Annotated in this window: 24 protein-coding genes, 1 pseudogene and 1 riboswitch; of the genes and pseudogenes, 17 read left to right on the top strand and 8 right to left on the bottom strand. The window is 39.8% G+C overall.

The annotated features are described in order from the left end of the window. The first annotated feature begins 212 nt into the window (after positions 1-212). Entirely contained in the window at positions 213-974 is a 762-nt protein-coding gene (locus AMD01_RS19255) for an SDR family oxidoreductase (RefSeq protein WP_053403075.1), read from the top strand. Between the two features lie 17 nt (positions 975-991). Here the strand turns inward: AMD01_RS19255 and AMD01_RS19250 are convergent, their stop codons facing one another. Further along, positions 992-1,441 (bottom strand): RrF2 family transcriptional regulator, encoded by a 450-nt coding sequence (locus AMD01_RS19250; protein WP_053403074.1) that lies wholly within the window; start codon positions 1,439-1,441, stop codon positions 992-994. A 187-nt stretch (positions 1,442-1,628) separates the two neighbouring features. On the opposite strand from AMD01_RS19250, the gene hmpA reads away from it, so the two are divergent. The 7 genes from hmpA to AMD01_RS24980 all read left to right on the top strand — a co-directional run bounded on the left by hmpA (position 1,629) and on the right by AMD01_RS24980 (position 8,904). Beyond that, on the top strand, positions 1,629-2,810 hold the full coding sequence (gene hmpA / locus AMD01_RS19245; protein WP_053403073.1) for an NO-inducible flavohemoprotein: 1,182 nt from the start codon (positions 1,629-1,631) through the stop codon (positions 2,808-2,810). 147 nt (positions 2,811-2,957) lie between these two features. After that, positions 2,958-4,190: a molybdopterin-dependent oxidoreductase gene (locus tag AMD01_RS19240; protein ID WP_053403072.1), complete on the top strand. Its 1,233-nt coding sequence runs from the start codon at positions 2,958-2,960 to the stop codon at positions 4,188-4,190. Positions 4,191-4,295: 105 nt separating this feature from the next. Continuing rightward, entirely contained in the window at positions 4,296-5,588 is a 1,293-nt protein-coding gene (locus AMD01_RS19235; RefSeq protein WP_053403236.1) for a lysine N(6)-hydroxylase/L-ornithine N(5)-oxygenase family protein, read from the top strand. A 152-nt stretch (positions 5,589-5,740) separates the two neighbouring features. Next, complete coding sequence (locus AMD01_RS19230; RefSeq protein ID WP_053403071.1) at positions 5,741-6,742, top strand: LLM class flavin-dependent oxidoreductase; 1,002 nt, start codon at positions 5,741-5,743, stop codon at positions 6,740-6,742. Between the two features lie 99 nt (positions 6,743-6,841). Further along, entirely contained in the window at positions 6,842-7,357 is a 516-nt protein-coding gene (locus AMD01_RS19225; protein WP_053403070.1) for a type 1 glutamine amidotransferase domain-containing protein, read from the top strand. 508 nt (positions 7,358-7,865) lie between these two features. Then, positions 7,866-8,618, top strand: coding sequence for a CAP domain-containing protein (locus tag AMD01_RS19220; protein WP_053403069.1), 753 nt, complete (start codon positions 7,866-7,868; stop codon positions 8,616-8,618). A gap of 160 nt (positions 8,619-8,778) precedes the next feature. Beyond that, positions 8,779-8,904 carry a hypothetical protein gene (locus AMD01_RS24980; protein ID WP_277933935.1) on the top strand — a complete coding sequence of 42 codons (126 nt, stop codon included), beginning with the start codon at positions 8,779-8,781 and terminating at the stop codon, positions 8,902-8,904. 52 nt (positions 8,905-8,956) lie between these two features. Here AMD01_RS24980 and ade read toward each other — a convergent pair whose 3' ends face one another. Continuing rightward, a complete protein-coding gene (ade, locus tag AMD01_RS19215) occupies positions 8,957-10,702 on the bottom strand; it encodes an adenine deaminase (RefSeq protein WP_083446643.1) in 1,746 nt (581 codons plus the stop codon). A 57-nt stretch (positions 10,703-10,759) separates the two neighbouring features. After that, positions 10,760-10,861: riboswitch (purine riboswitch) on the bottom strand. 97 nt (positions 10,862-10,958) lie between these two features. Here ade and AMD01_RS24975 point away from each other — a divergent pair. Further along, entirely contained in the window at positions 10,959-11,087 is a 129-nt protein-coding gene (locus AMD01_RS24975; protein WP_281176903.1) for a hypothetical protein, read from the top strand. A 749-nt stretch (positions 11,088-11,836) separates the two neighbouring features. Here AMD01_RS24975 and AMD01_RS19210 read toward each other — a convergent pair. Continuing rightward, on the bottom strand, positions 11,837-12,067 hold the full coding sequence (locus AMD01_RS19210) for a DUF1128 domain-containing protein (RefSeq protein WP_053403067.1): 231 nt from the start codon (positions 12,065-12,067) through the stop codon (positions 11,837-11,839). 227 nt (positions 12,068-12,294) lie between these two features. On the opposite strand from AMD01_RS19210, the gene AMD01_RS19205 reads away from it, so the two are divergent. Genes AMD01_RS19205 through AMD01_RS19195 form a run of 3 tightly spaced genes read left to right on the top strand, consistent with a single transcriptional unit; the run spans position 12,295 to position 13,979 of the window. Beyond that, positions 12,295-12,780, top strand: a complete 486-nt coding sequence (locus AMD01_RS19205) for a low molecular weight protein-tyrosine-phosphatase (RefSeq protein ID WP_053403066.1) — start codon at positions 12,295-12,297, stop codon at positions 12,778-12,780. A 20-nt stretch (positions 12,781-12,800) separates the two neighbouring features. Then, positions 12,801-13,127: a YtxH domain-containing protein gene (locus tag AMD01_RS19200; protein ID WP_053403065.1), complete on the top strand. Its 327-nt coding sequence runs from the start codon at positions 12,801-12,803 to the stop codon at positions 13,125-13,127. Positions 13,128-13,142: 15 nt separating this feature from the next. Beyond that, entirely contained in the window at positions 13,143-13,979 is an 837-nt protein-coding gene (locus tag AMD01_RS19195; RefSeq protein ID WP_053403064.1) for a YihY/virulence factor BrkB family protein, read from the top strand. A 207-nt stretch (positions 13,980-14,186) separates the two neighbouring features. Here AMD01_RS19195 and AMD01_RS19190 read toward each other — a convergent pair whose 3' ends face one another. From AMD01_RS19190 to AMD01_RS19180, 3 genes are all read right to left on the bottom strand, one after another. Next, the gene (locus AMD01_RS19190) at positions 14,187-16,100 is read right to left on the bottom strand and encodes a heavy metal translocating P-type ATPase (RefSeq protein WP_053403063.1); all 1,914 of its coding nucleotides are present in this window, start codon (positions 16,098-16,100) and stop codon (positions 14,187-14,189) included. Positions 16,101-16,281: 181 nt separating this feature from the next. Then, positions 16,282-16,431, bottom strand: coding sequence for a BH0509 family protein (locus AMD01_RS19185; protein ID WP_053403062.1), 150 nt, complete (start codon positions 16,429-16,431; stop codon positions 16,282-16,284). A 135-nt stretch (positions 16,432-16,566) separates the two neighbouring features. Beyond that, positions 16,567-17,748: an MFS transporter gene (locus AMD01_RS19180; protein WP_425415153.1), complete on the bottom strand. Its 1,182-nt coding sequence runs from the start codon at positions 17,746-17,748 to the stop codon at positions 16,567-16,569. Between the two features lie 160 nt (positions 17,749-17,908). On the opposite strand from AMD01_RS19180, the gene AMD01_RS19175 reads away from it, so the two are divergent. Continuing rightward, entirely contained in the window at positions 17,909-18,292 is a 384-nt protein-coding gene (locus AMD01_RS19175; protein ID WP_053403060.1) for an OsmC family protein, read from the top strand. A gap of 15 nt (positions 18,293-18,307) precedes the next feature. Here the strand turns inward: AMD01_RS19175 and AMD01_RS19170 are convergent, their stop codons facing one another. Next, a complete protein-coding gene (locus AMD01_RS19170) occupies positions 18,308-18,712 on the bottom strand; it encodes a pyridoxamine 5'-phosphate oxidase family protein (protein ID WP_053403059.1) in 405 nt (134 codons plus the stop codon). A 289-nt stretch (positions 18,713-19,001) separates the two neighbouring features. On the opposite strand from AMD01_RS19170, the gene cax reads away from it, so the two are divergent. From cax to AMD01_RS19150, 4 genes and pseudogenes are all read left to right on the top strand, one after another. After that, positions 19,002-20,057 (top strand): calcium/proton exchanger, encoded by a 1,056-nt coding sequence (gene cax / locus AMD01_RS19165; RefSeq protein WP_053403058.1) that lies wholly within the window; start codon positions 19,002-19,004, stop codon positions 20,055-20,057. A 186-nt stretch (positions 20,058-20,243) separates the two neighbouring features. Continuing rightward, entirely contained in the window at positions 20,244-20,861 is a 618-nt protein-coding gene (locus tag AMD01_RS19160) for a YczE/YyaS/YitT family protein (protein WP_211263413.1), read from the top strand. Positions 20,862-20,960: 99 nt separating this feature from the next. Then, positions 20,961-21,776, top strand: coding sequence for a YfkD famly protein (locus AMD01_RS19155; RefSeq protein WP_053403057.1), 816 nt, complete (start codon positions 20,961-20,963; stop codon positions 21,774-21,776). A gap of 298 nt (positions 21,777-22,074) precedes the next feature. Further along, a pseudogene (locus AMD01_RS19150) lies at positions 22,075-23,504 on the top strand (amino acid permease). Positions 23,505-23,542: 38 nt separating this feature from the next. Here AMD01_RS19150 and yfkAB read toward each other — a convergent pair. Continuing rightward, positions 23,543-24,718, bottom strand: coding sequence for a radical SAM/CxCxxxxC motif protein YfkAB (gene yfkAB, locus AMD01_RS19145; RefSeq protein ID WP_053403056.1), 1,176 nt, complete (start codon positions 24,716-24,718; stop codon positions 23,543-23,545). Positions 24,719-24,778 lie beyond the last annotated feature (60 nt).

The following is a 24,778-nucleotide window of genomic DNA, read 5'->3' as shown; positions in this document are numbered from 1 at the left end:
AATGAGATCAGAGAGTCCAACAAGAGATTTCGGGACAAACCTAAAAAAATTTTCTTCTCTATGAACGATTAAAAATATATTTTTTCCTGATTTTTCGCTAATATTAAAGGGAATCAAAAAGTAAATGAGGAATGTGTAGGGAAAGCTTAAAAAGGGAATGCAAGTGTGTAAAACGTTCATACATAGAAGACGATTAGTAAGGGAGGAGTAGTATGAGTAACCGTGTAGCTTTGGTGACCGGTAGTGCAACCGGGTTAGGAAAAAGAATGATTATTGACCTTGCAAAGGAAGGGTATGATGTCATTGTCAATTATCGCCAAAGTAAAGAAAAAGCCCTCAGCTTAAAAAGGGAAGTAGAAGAGACGTATCATGTTAAGGCAACGTGTCTTCAGGGGGATATCTCTAAATTTGAGGATGTTGAGCGCATTGTAAATGAGGCGCTTCAAATACATGGAAAGATTGATATATTGGTGAACAATGCCGGACCTTTTGTATTTGATTACAAGGACTTGGTCGATTATAGCCTAGAAGAATGGGACAGCATGCTTAACGGAAATATGAGCTCTGTGTTTTATTTAGTGAAGCTGCTAGTTCCGTTGATGAGAGAGAATAAGTGGGGACGAATCATCAATTTTGGATTTAGTGATGCGGACTCGGCACCAGCTTGGGTTCATCGATCCGCTTACGCTGCGTCTAAAGTAGGTCTCGTCAGTTTAACGAAAACACTATCATTAGAAGAAGCTAAGCATGGCATTACGGTGAATATGGTGTGCCCCGGAGATATCGTTCATCCTTGGAAGGAAGCAACGATTGAGCAGACAACGCAGACAAATGATGCAGATGATACGCCAATCGGACGTGTAGGTAGTGGAGAGGATATTTCGAGAGTGGTTCGTTTTCTATGCGACGAAAAATCCGACTTTATTACAGGTGCTGTCATTCCGGTAACCGGCGGGAAAAAGAGTTTTGTATGAAAAGGAGTAGCATAGAGCTACTCCTTTTTTTCGTCTAGGTGCAACAATGAGCGCATAGGATGCTCCCGTTGCAGCAAATCGTCCAACGTATATTTTTTTAATACGCCCAAAAAAGCAAGATACGCCTCTTGTAATACGTGTCGTAGATCACAGGTAGGTGTAATGACACAAGAATTGGTGGCACAGTTGAAACACTCCACAAGATGAAAGTCCTCCTCCATTTTAAGCACTACATCACCAACATTGATCTCTTTTGGGGATTTCGCAAGGCGAATGCCCCCGTTTCTACCGCGGACGGTTTCAATCAGATCAGCCTTGCCTAGCTCGTGTGTAACCTTCATCAAGTGATTTTTGGAAATAGCATATGCATCTGCGATATCTTTAATATTAGAAAGCTTTTTGTCCTCCTGCAATCCTAGATACAAGAGAACACGAAGCGAGTAATCAGTGTATTGAGTAAGCCTCATTCGACAAACCCCTTCTTTTAAGATAGATATATGTATCATAGCATGTTCACAAGAAAATGTAAGGAAGATTGTCTGATATCAAACATGTGACAATTTCTTTAAAGATGTATTAAATATATATCTTTTCATCTTCTTGAAGTATATCATAAAGATATATTTAAAATACATCTTTAAAAGGGTGACGATCATGTTAAGTAATGAAACCATTCAAATTATCAAAAGCACCGTTCCAGTATTAGAACAAAAAGGGAAAGACATTACGACAAGATTCTATTCGTTAATGTTCCAAGATCATCCTGAATTATTAAACGTATTTAATCACAGCAATCAAAAAAATGAGCGTCAGCAAACAGCTTTAGCAAAAGCTGTCTACGCTGCTGCGGCAAATATTGATCAATTGGACAAAATTATACCGGTCGTAAAGCAGGTGGCCCACAAGCACCGAAGCATTGGTGTAAAGCCTGAGCAGTATCCAATCGTCGGAGAGTATTTGCTAAAAGCAATTAAAGATGTTTTAGGCGAAGCAGCAACGCCAGAAATTATGAATGCTTGGGCAGAGACATATGGGGTACTAGCGCAAGTCTTTATTGATACAGAAAAAGAAATGTACGAATCGGCGGAAAAACAGGCAGGTGGCTGGGAAGGATATAAGAATTTCTTCATTGACCGTAAAGTTCAGGAAAGTGATGGGGTCCTCTCTTTCTATTTAAAACCTGTGGATCGTGAATCACTTCCAAGCTTCTTACCTGGCCAATATATTAGCGTGAGAGTGAAACAATTTGAGCATTTGCATATTCGTCAGTACTCCTTAAGTGATGCACCAAATGAAGAGTATTTCCGCATTACGGTGAAACAAGAAACAAATAAAGAAGGCGAGTCCGGAACGGTTTCGTCAACTCTTCATCATTTTGCTGAAGGAGAGGTTTTAGAAGTAAGCGCACCAGCAGGAGAGTTTGTGTATGAAACGACAGAAAATCCGGTCGTTTTCATCAGTGGTGGCGTGGGAGTTACGCCTTTAGTAAGCATGGCAAAAAAAGCTGTCGAAGAGAATGAAAATGTTACGTTTATTCAAGCTGTAAAAGATCGTTCCCATCAGCTCTTAGCAAACGAGCTGAAGCAGCTTAATCTCCGCTACATGGCGTGCTACGAACAGGCTACAGATGAGGAAAAAGCGTCAGGAGCGTGTCAACTAAAAGGGTATATTACAAAAGACTGGCTTCAGGAGAAGCTCACGTCAACTAACTCTCATATTTATCTTTGCGGACCTGTTGCATTTATGAAAGTGCTCTACGGTTATTTAGTGGACATGGGAGTCACAAAAGAATACATTCATTACGAAGTCTTTGGTCCATCCGTCGGGCTCGCTTAATAAAAAAGCCGTTTGCTACAAAAGCAAACGGTTTTTTTATGGACTGATCCTTTTTCGACTTTCTTACGTTTTAATAGGAGAAACGACTATTAAAAATTGCGCAAATAAGTGAAGGCACGTATGATTTTGAGCTAAGGAGGGATCAGGATGGATTGGAGGGTCTTTTTTAAAAGAGGGCTTCCGTTTAGGAGGCGTTTAGTTCGTTTGCATCATGCGAATGCACTGTTCTTTCTTATTTTAAGTATTTCCGGTTTTATATTGTTTTCTGGAACGTTCCGCACAGCACTGCCGTCTGTTCGCGTATACGTAAGAGACATTCACGTTTGGATTGGGATTGTGAGCATATTACCTCTTTTATATTATCTACCGAAAATGGCAAGACATTTGAAGGGGTTAAAAAAGAAGCAGAATCAGCGCATAAATTTATACCTCATTCTTACGGTATTATCAGCATTGATTGGGTCGGGTCTCTTGTTAACCTATCATCGACAGTTTTCACCTCAAGTTAGCACAGTCGCTTTATTCATTCATGACGCAGCGACTTGGTTTGGGGTTCCGTATACGATCTATCATAGCATTACACGAAGCAGATGGTTTAAAAAGGCTGAAAGAGCAGCAAGTAAAAGTACGATTGTCTCCGAACCAATGGAGATCAACGAGAAGAACCCCATTTATACGAGACGATCCTTTTTACGTGTAGCAAGTGGTGGGATCATTGTACTCATTTTTTCACCATTTATTTTTCGGTGGATCAAACCGTTTTTTCCATCAATGGGTGGTCAAGTAGCAGAAACGGCATCAAAAAATAAGCTTGTTCCAAAACCTACTCCAAACGTAAAATCATCGCCACCTATTGGAGGCGGAAAAAAAGGAGAGTTTCGTTATTACACGGTAACAGAGGTACCGACCATTACAAATCAAAATTTTAGCTTTACGATTGATGGGCTGGTTCAAAATAAAAAACGATACAACTGGGAACAATTTGTATCATTAAAGCGTGACGTGCAGGTTAGCGACTTTCATTGTATTACTGGTTGGAGCGTTTATAGCGTCACATGGGAAGGCATTCCGCTTAGAAAAATTTTGCAAGAGGCTGGTGTTAAATCGAAAGCAAAATACGTTAAGTTTTATTCAGCAGACGGAGTGTATACAGACACGTTGACTTTGAAGCAAGCAATGGCTCAGGATATTATGGTGGCCACGCTTATTGACGGTAAGCTTATTTCTCAAGATAACGGTGGTCCTGTTCGATTAATTACACCGAGGATGTATGCGTACAAATCAGTGAAATGGTTGAATCGAATTGAGCTGATTGAAGAGGAGCACGTTGGTTATTGGGAAGAACGTGGCTATTCAAAAAATGCATGGGTCAAATCATAAACGAGCGCTCTTTTTTAAAAGGGAGCTCTTTTTTTGCAGGAAGGTTGTTTTAAGGTGAAGCGGGGTATAGTTAAGGATAAGTATGACGAAGGAAGTGAAAAAGGTATGGAACTGTACGACGTTATTGGGATTGGAATCGGTCCGTATAACTTAGGACTCGCAGCACTCTCCGAACCAGTCGATGATATAAAAGCCCTCTTTTTTGAACAAAACACTGAATTTGAGTGGCATCCTGGAATGTTAATAGAAGGCACTGACCTACAGGATCCATTTCTTGTTGATCTAGTAACGTTTGCCGACCCGACGAGTCCGTATACGTTTTTAAATTATGTACATAAACACAATCGACTTTATCAGTTTTATTTTTTCAGTCGAATGGATATTCCGAGAAGAGAATACAATCAATATGCAAAATGGGTAGCGAACCAGCTATCGTCATGCCGTTTCGGAAAGCGAGTCATTGATGTAATCGATCATGAGGATCATTATGAAGTTATGATAGAAGACGTAAGAACAGGCGATAAAGACGCGTATTATGCGAAGCATGTGGTGATTGGAACAGGTAATACACCACTTGTTCCATCCGGGTTTGAAGGGGCACCTAAAAAGGATGTCATTCATACAAGCGGTTATGTACCGAATGAAAAAAGCATTAAGCATGACGCACGATCCATAACAGTTATTGGATCAGGACAGAGTGCCGCAGAAGTATTTTACGACCTTCTTCAAGACCGTGATTACTATGGATACAAGCTAACATGGTTTACGCGCACTCCACATTTTTACCAAATGGAGCAATCAAAGCTTGCAAGGGAAGCATTCTCGCCTGATTATGTTAGGTATTTCCATAGTCTTCCTTTTGAGAAAAGAACAGAAGCATTATCAACGATCGATCGGTTGCGACACGGAACAGAAGGCGGATTACTAAATCGAATTTATGATACGCTTTATCACCGTTCGGTAGACGGAAAAGATCGGTACGTGCGCATTCAACCGTCTGTAGAAGTCAATGAAATTCATCCCTCTAAAGAAGGAAAGGGGTATACGCTATCCTGTCATCAAGAAGGGCTAGGAGAGACATTTCATCATGAAACAGATAAGGTCATTTTAGCGACGGGGTATAAGCCTAATATGCCGAAATGGCTAGAACGTTACCGTGAAATAATTATTTGGGAAGATGATAAGCGTTTCAAAGTAGCGCGTAATTATCATATCGAATTTGAAGACAACCGAAAGCATCATCTTTTTACGCTGATGAATTTAGAGCATTCACACGGTTCGTCTGCTACAAATTTAGGATTGTCTGTACAGCGTAATCAAATGATTCTGAATACGATCGCCAAGCGTGAGGTATATCCGCTCCAAACAAATACGGTATTTCAACAATATGATTTGTAAGTACAGGGAAGAGTAACGATATGTTGCTCTTCTTTATTTTGTTTGAGAAGCAAATTATTCGACATTCATTTTTTACAGCAGGATAATAATGAGACCAAAGAAAAAAATACGCTATTCATTATATAGATGACTTAACAAAGGAGAGAGACGCATTGACTAAATTAAGTATACTCGACCAATCTCCAGTATCAGCAGGAAGTACGCCAGAGATGGCGTTGAAAAATACCGTTCGATTAGCCCAAGAAGCAGAGAAAATGGGTTACTCACGCTTTTGGGTTTCAGAGCATCATGATACGAGAAGCCTTGCAGGTTCATCGCCGGAAGTCTTAATTTCTTATTTAGCAGCCAGCACAGAAAAAATTAGAGTGGGCTCAGGCGGCGTAATGCTGCCCCATTATAGTTCCTATAAGGTAGCAGAGAATTTCCGAATATTAGAGGCGTTAGCACCTGGACGAATCGATTTAGGTATTGGGCGCGCCCCTGGAGGTATGCCAAATGCAACGCGTGCGCTTCAGGATGGAAATCCAAAGGATATTCGTCGTTATCCGGAACAAATTGATGATTTATTGAGTTACCTACATGATCAATTACCTGAAAATCATCCATATGAAGGGTTGAGCGCAACACCAATTCTTTCACATGCACCAGAACTATGGATGCTAGGTTCAAGTGGATCAAGCGCCCAGCTAGCGGCTGAGAAAGGTTTGTCATTTACATTTGCGCACTTCATTAACGGGTACGATGGACCGGCAGCGGTTCGCTTTTATCGTAATAACTTCAAGCCATCCGCTTTTAACGAGAAGCCGAATGTGATTGTCTCCATTTTTGTCGTGTGTGCTGAAACACAAGAAGAAGCAGAGGAACTTGCTAGTAGCATCGATCTTTCCATTTTATCAATCGAAAAAGGAATGAGAACAGAAGGAATTCCAAGCGTGGAAACAGCGAAAAACTATCCTTATTCTGCTTACGATTGGTCTCGTATTCGTGAAAACCGTCAGCGTATTATTGTCGGGACACCGCAAAAAGTAAAAGAGACAGTAACGAGACTTCAGGAACTTTATGGTGCAGATGAGTTTATGATGGTGTCATTAATGCACGACATGGATGCGAAAATTAAATCATATGAATTGCTGGCAAAAGAATTTCAGCTTTGATGCAGCTGCATATTCCAAGGTTTAGTATACGTACGGAAGGGTACTTTACTTACAGATGAGATCATTCATTCAAATCAGAGATAAGGAGTGTTTTTTGAAATGAGTAAAAAAATTGCCGTACTACTTACAGATCACTTTGAGGACTCTGAATACACAGAGCCAGCAAAAGGCTTACAAGAAGCAGGACATCAACTAACGGTTATCGAAATGGAAAAAGGAAAATCAGTAAAGGGAAAACAAGGAGAAGCATCTGTTAAGGTTGATGAGAGTATCGACAGCGTAGACCCTTCTCAATTTGACGCTTTATTGTTACCAGGAGGATTTTCTCCCGACATTCTTCGTGCGGACGATCGCTTCGTTAAGTTCACGAAGGCATTCATGGACGACAAAAAGCCGGTTATGGCCATTTGTCACGGTCCACAGTTATTAATTACTGCAGAAGCATTAAAAGGTCGCGACGTAACAGGATTTAAATCCATTCAAGTAGATCTAACAAACGCAGGTGCGAACTTCCACGATAAAGAAGTAGTTGTATGTGGAAACCAGCTAGTAACTAGTCGTACACCAGATGACATTCCGGCATTCATTCGTGAATCCCTAAATGTTTTAAAATAATACATGCTCGAAAACCTCTTGGACGATTTTGATATCGTTCAAGAGGTTTTTTAGTGGAGAAAAAAATGGAAGACTCTATTTCGAGAAAAATTGCATGATCAAAGAGGACTCAAAAACCCTATAAAATCAAGCGTTCTGCACGTGGTAAATATATGAAACTAAAATAAGCTAAATTATAGCTAAAATTGCCATGGTATTAAGGTTGATATAATATCAGATTCATGTAACAATGTGGTTGTAGTTGGCAAGGAGCCAACGCACACCTCAACTTTTCTCGTTTCTACAGAACACCATGACCGAAAAAGTGTTGGAAAGAATTACAGGTTGTGAGGTTGATAGAAATATGAAAGGATGGAGGTGCAGTCGGAAAACGAAACTCAATTGCCCTTACACATTTGGAAATGTGTAGGACACATTTACTATATAAATCAATTTTGAGTGTCCATTTCCAATCTTTTATCCGACTAATCCTATAGGTTTACAAAATTCAAGGAGGTAATGTTTTACTATGAAGAAAACATTTCGTATTGCAACAGCTGCGGGAGTACTGTCACTAGGATTTTTATCACTACAAGGACCAGCAAGTGCTGCTTCTAACTGTAACGTACCTCAACAAAACGACAATCAAGCTCAAAACGTTCAAGCACAAGCACCACAAAATGCAAACGTACAAGAGCTTTTAAAGAAATATAATATTCAAGTACCACAACAAGGTGAACAAACAGCTCAGGGACAAGCACAAGCTGAGCCACAGCCTAATGCTCAAGGCCAAGCACAGGCAGAACCACAAGAAAAAGCACAAGCACCACAAAGCGGTTCATCTGATCAGTCTCAATCACAAGCAAGCGATCAAAAAAGCAACACTGATCAAGCACAAGGATCTGTAAGTGAATCAGAGAAGAAGGTTGTAGAGCTAGTGAACCAAGAACGTGAAAAAGCTGGATTAAAACCTTTACAAATCGATTCAAAGCTAAGTGAAGTTGCAAAAGCGAAGTCACAGGACATGAAAGACAACAACTACTTTGATCATCAATCACCAAAATACGGTTCACCATTTGATATGATGAAGAAATTTGGTGTAGATTATTCATCAGCAGGTGAAAACATCGCCCAAGGTCAAACTTCTCCAGATGAAGTAATGAACAGCTGGATGAACAGTGAAGGTCATCGTAAAAACATTATGAATCCTAACTTTACTCACATTGGTGTTGGATATGTACAAGATGGAAACTACTGGACACAAGAATTTATCTCTAAATAATAGGAGATAACGAACAAGAGCCCCTCTGGAAACAGAGGGGTTTTTCGCATCCACCAGTACGTCTGTTTATATAAAGCAACCCCAGGGAACAAGTCGTTTTTTTCTACAAAGAAACGGGTATAGTATAGTTAACTACATGATTTTAGGAGTGTGAAGAGCTTTGAGTAGATCCCGAGTGGTAAAACGAATTGCAAAAGCTGTACTGCCTATTTTAGCAAAAGAAGCTTTTTCTTATGCTAAGAGACGTCGGAAAGCGAAGAAAGTTCAACAAAAAACAACCGTATAAGATAGAGAAGAGGACCTAACAATTCGTTAGGTCCTCTTGTGTGCAAAGACGTTTACACAAGATCTTCATCAATTTTAATATGTTTGAATTGATTAAAATCAAACAGTCCCATATCAGTGAGCTTGAGGTGTGGAATGACCGGTAAGCTTAGAAAAGATAGTGTCAGAAGTGGATTGAAATGATCGGCGATTTCTAATTCATGAAGTGCATCATGAAGCTTATTCAAGTTGACCAAAACATCTTGGAATGGAAGGTCCGACATTAAACCGCTAATTGGAAGGGGTAATCCACTTAACACTTCTTGATTTTTTACAATGACTACGCCGCCTTTCATCTTCTCGATTGCTTGAATAGCACATAGCAGATCTTCGTCATTCGTTCCTACCGCAACGATGTTATGGGAATCATGAGCAATTGTTGTAGCGATTGCTCCCTCTTTTAAACGAAAACCTTTCACAATTCCTTTTCCGATATTACCTGTTTCGTGATGACGCTCGACTACAAGCATTTTCAATTGATCATCCACGAGAGATGGCTGAAAGTAACCGTTTTTTGTTTGAATGTTTTCTACTAAATGATTCGTGACGAGGCTATTTGGAATTACTCCAATGATGTGAGCTCGATTCCCTTTCACAGGAAGGCGAAGATCATCTAATGTAAGATTTTTCACATGTACCGTATCAGTCAATACTGGATTTTCTAATACAGGTTGATCGTTTAACGATGTAAGTACACCTTTTTCGGCTACAAGTTCTCCTGACTTATATACTTGATGAATAGAGATGGTTTCTAGGTCATCAAGTAATAAAAAATCTGCCTCATAACCAGGGGCTATCGCACCACGCCCTTGTAATTGATAGCATTCTGCCACATTTAAAGAAGCTAACTGAATGGAAAGAAGCGGATCTAAGCCATGTTCAATAGCTAAACGAACGTTATAATCAACTGATCCTTCAGTTAGTAAATCATCAAGATGCTTATCGTCCGTGCAAAACAAACAACGACGAGCTGTGCGTTCATTCACGACTGGAAGCAAATTAAGCAAGTCTTTTGCTACAGAACCTTGGCGAATGGAAACGTACATGCCGCGCTGCAACCGATCCATCGCTTCCTGCGCATTGACACATTCATGGTCTGTTTTGATACCGGCTGTGGCGTAAATGTTTACACCGTGTGCATCAAGACCGGCACCGTGCCCGTCCATAATGGCATGATGTTTTTTCGCCATTAATAGCTTATCAAGCATGGAGTCTGCTCCTTTTTGCACAGATGGATAATCCATTACTTCTGCTAAACCGATCACACTTTTTTCAGCTAAAAATGGTTCTAAGTGTTCAGCGTTAAGAACGGCCCCAGCATTTTCAAAAGGCGTGGACGGAACGCTAGATGGAAGGCCTACTAATACTTCTAAAGGAAGGTCTTTGGAGTTTTGAATCATAAACTCAATGCCAGCTGTTCCAGAAACATTCGCAATTTCATGAGGATCCGTAATGACAGTTGTTACACCATGTGGCACCACAACTTTTGCAAACTCACTTGGAATAAGCATAGATGATTCAATATGAACGTGGCTGTCGATAAAGGAAGGACTTACATAGCGGCCATTCGCATCAATTTCGTTTATCCCCTGATATTCCCCAATACCGACGAACTTTCCGTCATGTATCGCGACGTCACCAGATAAGATGCTTAAAGTAAAAACATCAATAATTTTTGCATTTTTAATTACGAGATCGGCTTTTATTCGGTGATCAGCTGCTGCGAGCTGTTGTTGTAAGAAGTGTTTATTCATTGTAATTGCTCCCTTCATTTTTACATAAAAGAGAGGACTAAAAAGAGGAGAAATGGAAAGAAAACATACCAGTTCTCTCCTCGTAGTCCAACTATTTACGGCAGTTTGGTAGAAACTCTTGGACCATATTTCCAAGATTATACGAGAAAAATATTTGATAGGTATTTCGCTCCATTGTACGCACCTTTTTTTCACTCGTCAATACGTAGTTCAGCTTTTATTTAGTATATGTAAAAAGTAAGCGCTATTCATACCAAGTCGAGTGTTACTATTCAAACAGATCACCAACTTCATTCCTAATCAGCTAAAAGGAGCGAATGGACAGAAAAAAATGAGCCGAGAAAAAGAACACTACAGCACCTTGGTTAATCACGACGAGAAGCTTGTCTAACCATACGTTGATTATTCCTTTAGAAAAAAAGCCCAATAAATAAGTCCCTACTCTTCACACAAGAGGATAGGAGCGAAAGATGCGAAGACTCCTACGGGACTAGCGAGTCAGCTGAGATCCCGCAGGAGAGAAACGACGAGGAAGCTCAGCGCTCGCCCCGAGGAAAGCGAAGCAATCTGAAGCGGAGATCCGAACGAGTAAGCTTTTTTGATGTGAGATGAACCATATGTGGATTATTCCTTTAGAAAGTAAGGCAAGTATATAAGTCCCTACTCTTCACACAAGAGGATAGGAGCGGAAGATGCGAAGACTCCTACGGGACTAGTGAGCCAGCTGAGATCCCGCAGGAGAGAAACGACGAGGAAGCTCAGCGCTCGCCCCGAGGAAAGCGAAGCAATCTGAAGCGGAAATCCGAACGAGTAATAATTTTTGATCTGAGGTGAACTACATGTGTATAAGTCCTTTAGAAGAAAAGCCCAATAAATAAGTCCCTAATCTCCACACAAGAGGATAGGAACGGAAGATGCGAGACTCCTACGGGACTAGTGAGTCAGCTGAGATCCCGCAGGAGAGAAACGACGAGGAAGCTCAGCGCTCGCCCCGAGGAAAGCGAAGCAATCTGAAGCGGAGATCCGAACGAGTAAGAGTTTTTGATGTGAGAGCAACCATATGTAGATCATCCTTTTAGAAAAGAAGCCAAAATAAAAACCGCTACTCTGCTAATCACAACAGAAGTAACGGTTCTTTTATCATTGTGTTTGTTTACGAAGTGATCCTAACTCTTCAGCAATTGCTTGCATTTCACTTGGACTGAAAGATGTTTTACGCATTACCATATCGTAAAGATACTTAAGATCTTCATACATTTCTTCATCAAAATGCGAAGCTTTAACAGCACCAAAATTTAGAATGCGAAGCTTTTCTTTGATTGCCTCTACCATATATTCAACATTTTCACTCGATTTTTGTGTTAAGTCCAAATTTTTCATCCTTCCACGGAACAGTTTTTCTTATTGTAACACGTCCGATTTTTTTAATCACCTTTCTTTTAACCACCTGTTATTTTCCCTTTTTCAAATGATTGTATATAATGTTGTTCATAAAGAAAACCTGTTTTCAGTAAAGATGTTTTTGAAAAATCGCTACATGTTAAAAGTAAATAACCCCCGTTCTATATTTATAGAACGCCAAAAAGGAGAGAAACTTTATGGTAAAAGTCTTATTTGTTTGCCTAGGCAACATTTGTAGATCCCCAATGGCTGAAGCCGTATTTCGTCACCTAGTTCGTGAAAAAGGACTCGAAGATAAAATTAGCATCGATTCAGCCGGAACAGGAGATTGGCATATTGGAACTCCTCCTCACGAAGGTACACAACGAATGTTAACAAAAAAACAAATTAGCTTTGACGGCTTAAAAGCCCGCCAAGTACAAAAAGAAGATTTAACTGAATTTGACTATATTATCGGGATGGATGCGCAAAACATTGGTAACCTCCACAGAATGGCAGGATTCAATAAGACAGGCTATATTGGTCGTCTTTTGGATTTTGTCCCCGAATCAGAAATTGAAGACGTTCCCGATCCATACTTTACAGGAAATTTTGATGAAGTATACGAATTAGTAACAAAGGGCTGTACAAATTTATTAACAGAAATCATTCATGAACATTTTTCCGACGAGATCCATAAATAAAAAACTAGGAGTGAAGGTAGATGGGAAAGAATAAGCTAGGACAAGGGATTATTATTGGAGCACTTGTAGGGGCAGCTGTATCTCTTTTAGATAAGCATACAAGAGAGCAAACAAAAGCAGGCGCAGGCAAGGTGATGGCCGCAGTGAAAGACCCAAGAGGTACATACACAACCATTAAAGCAAAAGTAGATGATCTAAGGGAAACGTATGAAACTGTATCAGAGGACATTTCTTATGTGGCACAGAAAGTAAAAGACCTACAATCAGCAACGCCGCAAGTAAAAGAAATTGTTCAAGAAACGAAGGAAGCCTTTCATACGGTAACCGAGTCAAAACAACAAGAATAAAAATGAGGTGAGGGAATGGCGAAACAAAAGAGAAAACGACCTTTTATTGCAGAATTGGCAGGACGGTTTTTACGTGATGAAATTCCGAGTCTTTCTGCAGAGCTGGCTTACTATTTTTTGTTATCACTATTTCCGTTATTAATTTTTATTGTGACACTCCTCGGGTTTTTGCCGCTTCACGTACCCAATTTGTTGGATATGCTTGAAGAGGTTGCACCACGGCAAACGATGAAATACATTGAGGATAATTTAAACGAAGTAGTGGGTTCTCGAAATGGTCAGCTCTTGTCATTTGGGGCAATTGCGACGTTATGGTCAGCTTCAAACGGCATTAACGCCATTGTGCGAGCCTTTAATAGAGCGTACGAGGTAGAAGAGAGTCGGTCATTTATTGTGGCACGTGGTGTTGCGATTCTGTTAACAGTGGCGATGATTTTTATTATTATTGTCGCGCTATTACTGCCTGTTTTCGGAAAAATGATTGGCGTCTACTTGTTCTCAAAACTTGGTTTCTCTAGTACGTTTTTGAATTTGTGGTCAGCTTCGCGCTGGATCATTAGTGCAGCCATTTTGTTTATTGTGTTTTTAGCTCTGTATCATTTTGCTCCTAATAAAAAGGGGCTGCATATTAAAGACATCTGGAAGGGAACGCTTGTCGCGACGCTCGGATGGGTTCTTGTGTCCCTGGCTTTTTCATACTATGTGAATAATTTTGCCAATTACACCGCTACGTATGGAAGTCTTGGTGGGATCATTGTGATGATGGTCTGGCTCTATCTTTCTGGAATGATTATTGTCATCGGCGGAGAAGTTAATGCCATTAGTCACAAACGTCGACAAGGAAAAAACTAGTACGATATTTCTCCTCTATACGTGACATATTAAATGTGTAAGACCATGAAGGGGGAGTCATTGAATGACAAAACATACGAAAAAAGACGGCAGCAACACGAAACAAAATAAAAAAAGCTCACCAAAACATAAAACAAGCAATAGCCAAAACGGACAAAACGGCTATCATTAAACAACAAAAGCTCCTACACGTGTAGGAGCTTTTGTTTATTTTAGTAAACGTAGGCCGTTTAAAATGACCAAGATGGTGCTTCCTTCATGTCCGATAACGCCGAACGGTAAATCAAGGAATTGAAGAAAGTTCGAGCAAATTAAAAGCAAAATAACGGTGATCGAGAAAATAACGTTTTGCTTTACGATACGATTCATACGTTTAGCCACTTTTATGGCTTCAGCTATTTTAGATAAATCGTTTTTCATTAGCACAATGTCCGCTGTTTCAAGAGCCACATCTGTACCTTCTCCCATCGCAATTCCGATGTGAGAGGTTGCAAGCGCCGGAGCGTCATTGATTCCGTCTCCAACCATTCCAACCGTTTGGAATTTTCCTTTTAAAGCTTTTACTTCATCTACCTTTGTTTCAGGTAAACATTCTGCTACGTACTGATCAACGTGGCATTCATTCGAGATGGCTTCAGCGGTTTTTACGCTGTCACCTGTAATCATCACGGTAAAGATGCCAGAGGCCTTTAATTCTTCAATTGCAGCAATTGTTTCCTCACGAACAATATCCTTTAAAGCAATTAATCCGACAATTCCGTGCTCATCGCGCGCATAGACGATTGTTTTTCCATCTTCAGCCAACGAAGCAGATATTCCTTCATGAAAGGCGATTGCTTCTTCTTTGCCAACAAAATCCGCTTTCCCAACCTTCCACTCAACACCTGAAAGTACACCAATAACGCCGTATCCAGGTACATCTTCTAAAGAATCAGGCTGCTGTAGATCACTGGCTGTCTTTGTTTTAACATATTGCACAATGGATTGAGCCAAAGGGTGATTTGACTGACGCTCGATCGATGCAATCACTTTTAAAAAGTCCTCTTCTGTAACGTGATCACGTGTAATTACGTCTGTTACTTCAGGCTTCCCGCGTGTAAGTGTACCCGTTTTGTCGAATGCAATGGCTTCAAGGTGTGCCAGTCTTTCTAAGTGGGCACCGCCTTTGAATAAAATTCCTTTACGAGCACCGTTTGAAATAGCAGAAAGCGACGCTGGCATGATGGAAGCTACTAGTGCACAAGGTGAGGCAACAACAAGTAGAATCATCGCGCGATAGAAGGTTTCAGTCCAGCTCCAGCCTAGTACGTAGTGAGGGATGAACATCATTAACGCAACGACTGACAACACGACCTTTACATAGATTCCTTCAAATCGTTCAATAAAAAGCTGTGAAGGTGACTTTTCACTTTGAGCACTTTGAACGAGATTGATAATTTTTTGAAACAGCGTTTCTTCCGTTGTTTTGGTGATTTTAACTGTAATGGCACCCTTAATATTCACAGTACCAGCGAATACCTCATCATTTAGCTGTTTCGTAACAGGAACAGCTTCACCAGTAATCGCAGCCTGATCAATCGTTGTTTGTCCTTGAACAACTTCACCATCTGCTGGTACACGCTCACCTGGCTTTACAAGAATGAGATCGCCAATCGCTAGTTCGGAAACGTGCACGATTTCTTCGTGATCACCTAGCACTCGTGTTGCTTCTTGGGGCTGCATTTCCATCAGTGATGAAATTTCACGATTGCTTTTATTCATTGTGTAAGTCTCGAGCGCACCGCTCAAGGCAAAGATGAAAATGAGCATTGCTCCCTCAAGCCAGTATCCGATAATGGCTGATCCAATAGCTGCAAATATCATCAGCATCTCTACGTTTAACTCTTTATTTTCAATTGTTTCTTCAATGCCTTCCTTTGCTTTGGCGAATCCCCCAATAACGTAGGCTAAGATAAATAGTATGACAGAAGCAGTCGTTTGACTTGAAAAAATCCATCCTGCAAGTATTAATACGCCGCTAAATAGTGCTGCAACAAGCTCTCCATGCGTCTCGAAAAAAGTCTTTAGCTGAGAAGGCTCATTGCTTAAAGGTTTTTGTTGATTTAATGCTCTTGCGTCCATTGTTTTATCCCTCCATTACATTTCTAAATGAGAAAAATAATCACAATCAATACCCTTAAAAAACACGAAAGCTGCTATCGTTAAGATAGCAGCATTTCTCTTCAAAGATACATGTATTGAGTTTTTAGTCGTTAATATATCCAAAGTATACCACGAACACGAGGGATAAAACATAAAAAAATTAAAAATCGCGACCTTCTTCTGAAAGAGAATAAGCGCTGTTATAAATATGTTCAATTTCAGCGTCCGTCATATAAAGCAATGAATCACGATCCATCCCTTTCATCCGTTCAATAAATGTAATCATGTTTTTACGCTCTTGTCTGCTCAATTTGTTCTCCTCCTTAACTGTTATAAAACAGTTTTATTTATTTTTTAATATTATATAACAGTTGGTGGTTTTTGTGTACACTTTTTTTCAAAAAAAGAAAAAATCAACCTTATGAAAAGGTTGATGGCTAAATAACTATGAATGTTTGCTTTTCACAGTGGCAACTTTAGGTTGCTTATGAAAAATAAATCCGATCAGAAGGAACAAAATCATCATACTGATGAAATAAAAAAAGCTCGTTCCCTTAAAATGTTGAATAAATACTCCACCTAAATAAGGACCTGAAATACTACCGAGACTAAATGCCATACCGCACATCAAGTTTCCGGCTGGCAGTAGGGAGGTGGGTACTAAATCAGCCATATAGGTTATTCCTAGTGAGAAGGTTGATCCTAAAAGCATACCAGCTATAAACAAGCAAATGGTCAACGCAATAAAAGAACCCTCAACAAAGCTGGCTGTAAGAAAGGCCAAAAAGCCGGTAGATAGCACAGCTAATAAAATAGAGTGCCTGCCATATTTATCGCTCAGAATTCCTAGCGGCAGCTGAAAAATAATACTTCCAAATGCAAAAGCGGGAAGTAAAATCGAAATTTGATTTACTTCATAACCGTTGCGCAGGGCGTACACGGGGAAACTTCCATTCAATGTAGCTTCTAAAAAGCCATATCCTAGCGGTGGCAAAAAAGCGACCCATGCATATTTAAAAGTTTTTCCAAATCGTTTGAATGATTCAACGAATGCTTCTGCTTCAACGGCTCCTTGAGGACGTTCATTTTTCAATAGGAAAACGGTCAGCCAAGCGAGTAAGCTGATCCCTGAACTCACGATGAAGGGAAGAGACGGGTTAATTTTTAGAAGAAACGAGGCAGAAGGTCCGACAGCAAATCCAATCCCGAAAAATAGTCCGTAAATGGAAATATTCCGTCCTCGATCTTTTTGTGTTGAAAAAGCCGTGATCCACGTCTGTGTACCAAAATGAAGCATATGATCGCCAATACCAATAAGTAAGCGTAGGGCAAACCAAAACCAGAATGCCTTCCACGTAATAAATGAAAAGAGAGATAAAATAACCAATAAACCTCCCACAACGATTAGAGGTTTATAACCATATCGCTGCAACGGTCGTTCCATAAAAGGAGAGGCGAGTAAAACACCAATATACAGACCTGTGGCATTAAGACCGTTAAGAGCAGAGGATACCCCGTCCTGCTCTAGAATAACTGAAATGATGGGCAAAAGCATGCCTTGAGAAAAGCCGGAAATGGAGACGATGGTAACAAGAATCCAAAATCGAAATTTTATATGTAACAGGATTATTCCCCCTTACTTGAATCATGGTGCCACCTTTGATCGTACCGTTATGTAAAGGGAATAACAAGTCTAAAAATTTTGTTTTTTTATGTGCGATGTGTTTGCAGAGAAAATGTATAGTCAGTAAAATAGATGTATTACAGTCACGAAAAGAGGCATTCATATGGAATTTAAAATGAAGGAAGTTGGATTTACAACGGATTTAGAGTATGGTGAACTTCATGTTGCAGGAGATGAAGCGCACGGATTTCGACCTTTTCAATTAATGGTATCATCGATCGCCGTATGTAGCGGAGGAGTGCTACGCACCATTTTGAAAAAGAAGCGCATTGCGATTGACGATATCACCATTCAAGCGAATGTAGAAAGAAATGAAGCAAAAGCAAACCGTATTGAAAAAATCCATCTTCACTACGTCATTACGGGAAATGATTTGCCAGAAGAAAAGATTGCCCAGTCCATTGAGCTAGCACGCAAAAACTGTCCAATGGTTCAATCGGTTATTAACAGCATTGAAGTTGAAGAAACGTTTGAATTAAATCAATAAACAGAAGCTCAAGCCTTACAAGGTTTGAGCTTTACTTTTGCCATCTTTAAAAAAGCGGATCGATTGGGGTGTAAACTGAACAAGAAGATAATTGTGCTCTTTTGGTTCATCGATCCATGCGAGTAGATCATCGGTCCAAAAGCGTTCCCTGATCTCTTCACTTTCCTCGACTTTCGCTAACGCTTCAATTTCGACATAAGAATTTTTCGATCCACTCCATTCATATCCCAATAAAATATGCACGGTCTCTTGCTTTTCTATTTCTTCTACACTAAATGTCCTTCGGTTTATAGGTGAATAAAGCACCAAGTCTTCATGAGAAAATGTCATCAACCGAGAATGCGGCTTCTTTTCATGAAGAGTGGTTAATATTCCTACTCGATGATGGTCTAGAACATGTACGATTTGATCTTGAAGCATATCAGACATCCTCCTATTTTTTGAAATGAGCAACATTGCTTCCATAAAATGAACGCTTATATCTTATTTAATCTACCTTCTTCTATGTGGTTTAAACCTTCCTCTGCTTGGGAAAAAGCGTGGTATGTATCTGTCCATAATTGAATACACTAGCAAAAAAAACGCAATGTTAAGGGTTCACCTACAGAAAGTAGTGAAGGACTTGTCTAGAATCGTATATTTTAAGGGCACACTGCAAAAAAGAAGAAGAGTATTCTTCGCTAGATAGTACATAGAGGGAGGCAACGTAGTGATTAATAAGTTATTTATGATTTTTGTTGTGATCGGTGTTCCACTTTCAGTGATTGGAAGTATTATGCACTGGTCACAAATTTTAATGTTTGTCATTTATTGCTTAACTATTATCGCATTAGCTGGGTTCATGGGTAGGGCAACAGAAAGCTTGGCGATTATATCAGGCCCTCGAATCGGCGGACTTCTAAATGCCACCTTCGGAAATGCTGTTGAGCTCATTATTTCCATTTTTGCTTTACAGGCAGGTCTTACTGAAGTCGTTCTTGCGTCATTAACAGGTTCTGTTTTAGGAAATCTTTTACTTGTAGGGGGTCTGTCCTTTTTTATCGGTGGACTCAAGTACAAGCGCCAGCAATTTAACATTTATGATGCAAGGCATAATTCGGCGCTCTTAATTTTTGCCGTTATTGTCGCGTTCGTTATCCCTGAGATTTTTGCTCAGCGTATGCCTGAAGATAAGACGTTAACCCTTAGTATAGGTGTATCGATCGTTCTTATTATTTTGTATTTAGCGGCCCTTTTATTTCGACTTGTTACACACCGAGGAGTTTATCAGCATAAAAATGACGTGAGCGAAGAGCACGAAGAACCGGAATGGGGAAAGCTAAGAGCAATTATGGTGCTCCTTCTTTCAACGGTTGCTGTCGCTTATGTGTCTGAAAATCTTGTACATACATTTGAAACAGTTGCGGAGAAGTTTGGTTGGAGTGAACTGTTTATAGGGGTTATTATCGTAGCAATTGTCGGTAATGCGGCAGAGCATGCTTCTGCCATCTTAATGGCGTACAAAGATAAAATGGGCGTTGCGGTTGAAATTGCGGTCGGATCTACGCTTCAAGTGGCTATGTTTGTTGCACCTGTTTTAGTCCTTGTTTCGCTTCTATTCTCAACCAGTATGCCGCTTGTCTTTACGATTCCAGAGTTGGTCTCCATGATTACTGCTGTCTTTTTGACGATTTCGATCTCTAATGATGGGGATACGAACTGGTTTGAAGGGGCCACACTACTCGGGGCTTACATTATTATGGGTCTAGGTTTTTATCTACTTTAACGAAAAGGGCGCGATCTAATATACAGATCACGCCCTTTCTCATTCCTCAAGGCCTCAGTCCTCCTTTGGATATGTAGTGAAGAGTAATACAATATATGCTATATAAAACTGAAAATTCCGATTTTTTTAAAATATGTTGGGTTTGTAGGAAAGTAAATGTAAAATATTCCATTAGGGGGTGGTGGAATGATAAATCGATTCATTCAATACATAGTTGGTCTGTTATTTTTATCGTTTGGGGTGTCCTTAACAATTGTAGCAGACGTAGGAGCAGGGGCATGGGATGCACTAAATGTGGGGTTATCAAAATCAATTGGTCTCACGATTGGCAATTGGGTCATGATTGTAGGGATTTTGATGATGATAGTAAATGCTTTACTCGTTAAACGCATTGAATGGCTTGCGCTTGCGCCAGTTTTTATCATCGGGTTTTTAATCGATTTGTGGATGTTAAACGTATTAAGCAAGCTTGCGTTCGAATCTACAGTTGGAAAGTATCTATTATTTATTGGTGGAATCTTTACGATTGCAGTTGGGGTCGTCATTTATTTGCGCGCAAAGTTTCCGGCTAATCCAATTGATAATCTTATGCTGTCACTGCAAGAGAGGTTTGGAATTAGTTTAATGGTTGGAAAGACGATTGGCGAAGTGTCGGCGTTGGTTCTTGCATTTTTATTAGATGGCGCCATTGGAGTAGGAACCATCATCATTACCTTTTTAATGGGACCTGCTATCCAACTCGTTACGCCTATTATAAATGCCTTTTTCAACAAAGGGGTAGAAGAAAAGGTTACACCCATTTGAGCAATTCTATGATACGAATAAATGGAAAAAGAGGATAAAGAAAAGCAGATGTGAAGAAACTATAAGTACATTTCCTAAAGTCTTGAAAGGAGTACTTATATGCGCAAAGTTTCAGCATTGTTAGTTGTTTTTCTTTTTTTTACGAGTAGTATTGTTCCGATCTCGCATGCACAGGGTACAAATAAGAAATCGACGGAGGTCGGGACAGTTCGTGTACCTAGTTCCGTTTTGAATATTTCCAAAGAAAACACATATCCAAACTCGTCACAGGATATGCCTTATTTACAGCCAAGTGATTTAGCTAAGGAACTATTAGGAACATCAAAGGTGAAAATTGAAAACCCTAATCTTATTCGTATGCTAAATGAATCAGCCGTTTCGAAAAATCCACTCGCTATTGGATTTCGAGCGACTATTTATTTGGGAGAGTGGCCGTTAAATTACGAATCCATGGAAACCAACGTGAATTGGGAGTACAAAAAGGTGAATATGAATTTTTTCGATAACCGCGCTGGAAAGCTTCCGTACCGAGTTCGCTATGTGCAAGATGCTCAAAAGCAAGTGAAGGGTGGACTAACGGCAAGAATTCCTAATTCGGACGACGTTCAAAAAATGATGATTTTAAAAGCGGCAGAAAAAACAAAGCTACCACTAGCTTTCTCTACAATCGTGGGAGTCGGAACTAAAAAAGAAAATGGCTACAACGTACCTGCTAAAAGAGTAGGGTACTTAAACAGCTATACACCGGCCGTCAGTGAACGTGGAAAAGTAACGTACGGAGAAGTATTTTTGCTTCTACATGGCAGTAAGCGAACCATCGCTGTTAAAAACGTTACGTCTCAAGGAATAGGGGCTTGGATACCTGTTCAAGATCACCTGTCACTTAGCTTTTCTGTTCATAATCAGCCAAGATAAAAAACACGCAGTCGGTTTTTCCGATTGCGTGTTTTTTGTTTGGAAAATAAGTGTCGAATGAGCGTCTCATACAGACAGAAATAAACAAAAAGTGACCATTATTTCCTAAGAAATAATAAAGTTGTATAAATATTAGGGAAATTGTCGAGTTGAACCATTGTTCATTTATTCGTAAACTGAATAAAAGGTTAAACAACATTTGAAGGAGGAGGGACAGGTTATCAATAGTCGGAATTTTTAATTTTCATATCAATAATAGTAAGCGTTTGCAATTTTACGATGAGATGAGGTCTTCCCAATGAACATATCAAATGATCATACACAAGAATTAAAGCGAAGTATGAAAACGAGGCATTTATTTATGATCTCTCTTGGAGGATGTATCGGAACAGGTTTTTTTGTCGGATCGGGCTACACGATTCATGAAGCTGGGGCTGTTGGAGCCATTATTGCGTATTTAGTTAGCGGTTTTATTATGTATTTAACGATTTAGGGGAGCTGTCAGTTGCGATGCCTGTAACAGGTTCATTTCATACCTATACGACGAAGTTTGTCGGACCAGCTACAGGCTTTGCGGTGGGCTGGTTATATTGGTTAGGCTGGGCTGTAACGGTAGCTCTTGAATTTTTAACAGCGGGGCAGCTTATGAAGCGTTGGTTTGAGCATACTCCGGTTTGGATATGGTGTCTGATCTTCGCATTACTTATTTTCTTATTGAATGCACTATCAGCAAAAGCCTTTGGAGAAGCAGAATTTGTTTTTTCAAGTATTAAAGTTATTGCTATTATTTTATTTATTGGAATTGGCGGCGCAGCAATGTTTGGCTTACTTGATATGAAAAACGGAGAAGGAGCACCTTTTTTATCACACTTTTTTGATGAGAAGCTATTTCCCAATGGGCTTAAGGCATTGCTTATTACAATGATTACCGTAAACTTTTCGTTCCAAGGAACGGAACTGATTGGGATTGCGGCTGGAGAAAGTGAAAATCCAGAGAAGACAATTCCAAAGTCGATTAAACAAACGGTTTGGCGTACGCTCTTTTTCTTTATTATTTCCGTCTCTATTATGGCGGCTTTAATTCCAAGTGATGAAGCAGGCGTGGATAAAAGCCCGTTTGTTGTCGTACTAGATAATATCGGTGTTCCATATGCAGGAGACGTGATGAACTTTATTATTTTAATCGCTCTTTTATCGGTTGCGAATTCAGGTTTATATGCGGCAACACGTATGCTCTACTCTCTTTCAAAAGAAAAGATGGCAAGCCCAAGCGTTGGTCGCGTTAACAAACGAGGAGTACCAATGAACGCGCTAGTGATTACGCTAGCAGTATCTGCTCTAACGTTACTTTCAGGATTCTTTGCTGCAGAAACGGTTTTTGTCTGGCTCTTATCCCTTGCAGGCTTTGGGGCACAAGTAGGTTGGATTGCGATTACAGGTTCATATCTAGGATTTCGTAGAAAGTATCTACGAGAAGGTGGAAAGGTTGAAGACCTAAAGTTTCGAACACCACTTTATCCATTCCTCCCGATCCTAGCATTCATTACAAACTGCTTGGTCATCATTAGCTTAGCGTTTGATCCGGAACAGCGGATTGCGCTGTATCTAGGTGTTGGATGCTCGATTGCTTGTTATGTCTACTATTATGTGAAAATGAAGCAGGGGTCATGGGGACAAGATGAGCCACAGGAAATACAACTGCAAAGAAATAAAAAAATGATGTTATAAAAAACAAGAGGGTGTTCCTAGGAACACCCTCTTGTTTTTTATTTGATCAGGTTTGCAGAATTCTTTTGGAAGTCTACATCTTTATAATAGCTGTTTTTAACTAAAATATTTGGCCCTAAACACTGAACCTGTGGGCAATGACAGCTAAGTTCTTTAGACGTTTCGGACTGTTGCCAACGGTCAAATGATTCTTGAAGCGGCGTGTCTTTAATATTTCCAAGAGGTGGTGTATCACCAAAATCTGTCACGATCACATCACCGTTAAAAATATTTACGTTTAAACGTGAGCGACCGTCTGGATCATTACGAACCGTTACATTTTTGCTTGCATAAAGTCGTTTTAATAAATCAAGATCTTCTTGCGTTTGGCTACATGCGTAAAACGGAAGTGTTCCAAATAACATCCACGTGTTCTCATCACGAATATCTAGTAGGTGATGAATGGCACTGCGCATCTCTTCTAAGCTTAGTGTTTCAAGCGTACTAGCGAAATCACCTAATGGATCTTGTATAGATGAGGGGGCAGGTGTACTAGCATATCCACTTTCGTACATAGGGTGAATTTCATGCCTTTTACAGCCCATTTCCTCAACAACCTGCTTATGAATTTTTTCTAAGTGGGGTGCTGTTCTAGCGTTTATCATAGTCTCAGCAGAAACTAAAACTCCCATATCAGATAAAGCTTTAGAGTTAGAAATCATTCTGTCAAATAATGCTTTTCTTTGCTCTCTTGAAGGCTTTCTGTCCATCATGGCAAAGCCAGTATCAATAAATTCATCCTCTGTTACCCAGTTGTGGGAGATATGTAATACATCTAAATAAGGTGCAATTTTCTTATATCTTTCAATGTCTAGTGTAAGATTGGAGTTGATTTGAGTATAGATGCCTCTGCTGTGAGCATATTTCAATAAAGGCAATACATAGTTTTCTACGGATTTTAAGGAAAGCATCGGCTCTCCTCCAGTGAGACTGATTGTTCTCAACGTAGGAATCTCATCTAATCTTTTCAGTAATAATTCTAAAGGTAATGCTTCAGCATCTTTAGTTACAAGTGTATGACCTACAGCACAGTGAGCACATCTCATATTACAGAGGTGAGTAGTTGTAAACTCTATGCTGGATAAAGTAGGTTTTCCATACTGCTTAAAATCTAAATATGCCTCCCAAGGATCATTTTTTATCGTAATTTCAGATTTGGTCATGTAGTTATTCATTTAATTAAAAACTCCTATCTGTTTAATACTTAACTATTATGGGCAGTTAGTACAAGATAT

The sequence above is a fragment of the Priestia koreensis genome, from assembly GCF_001274935.1.
In the GTDB taxonomy this organism is placed as follows: Bacteria; Bacillota; Bacilli; order Bacillales; family Bacillaceae_H; genus Bacillus_AG; species Bacillus_AG koreensis.
This window is presented reverse-complemented; position numbering and strand designations above follow the sequence as displayed.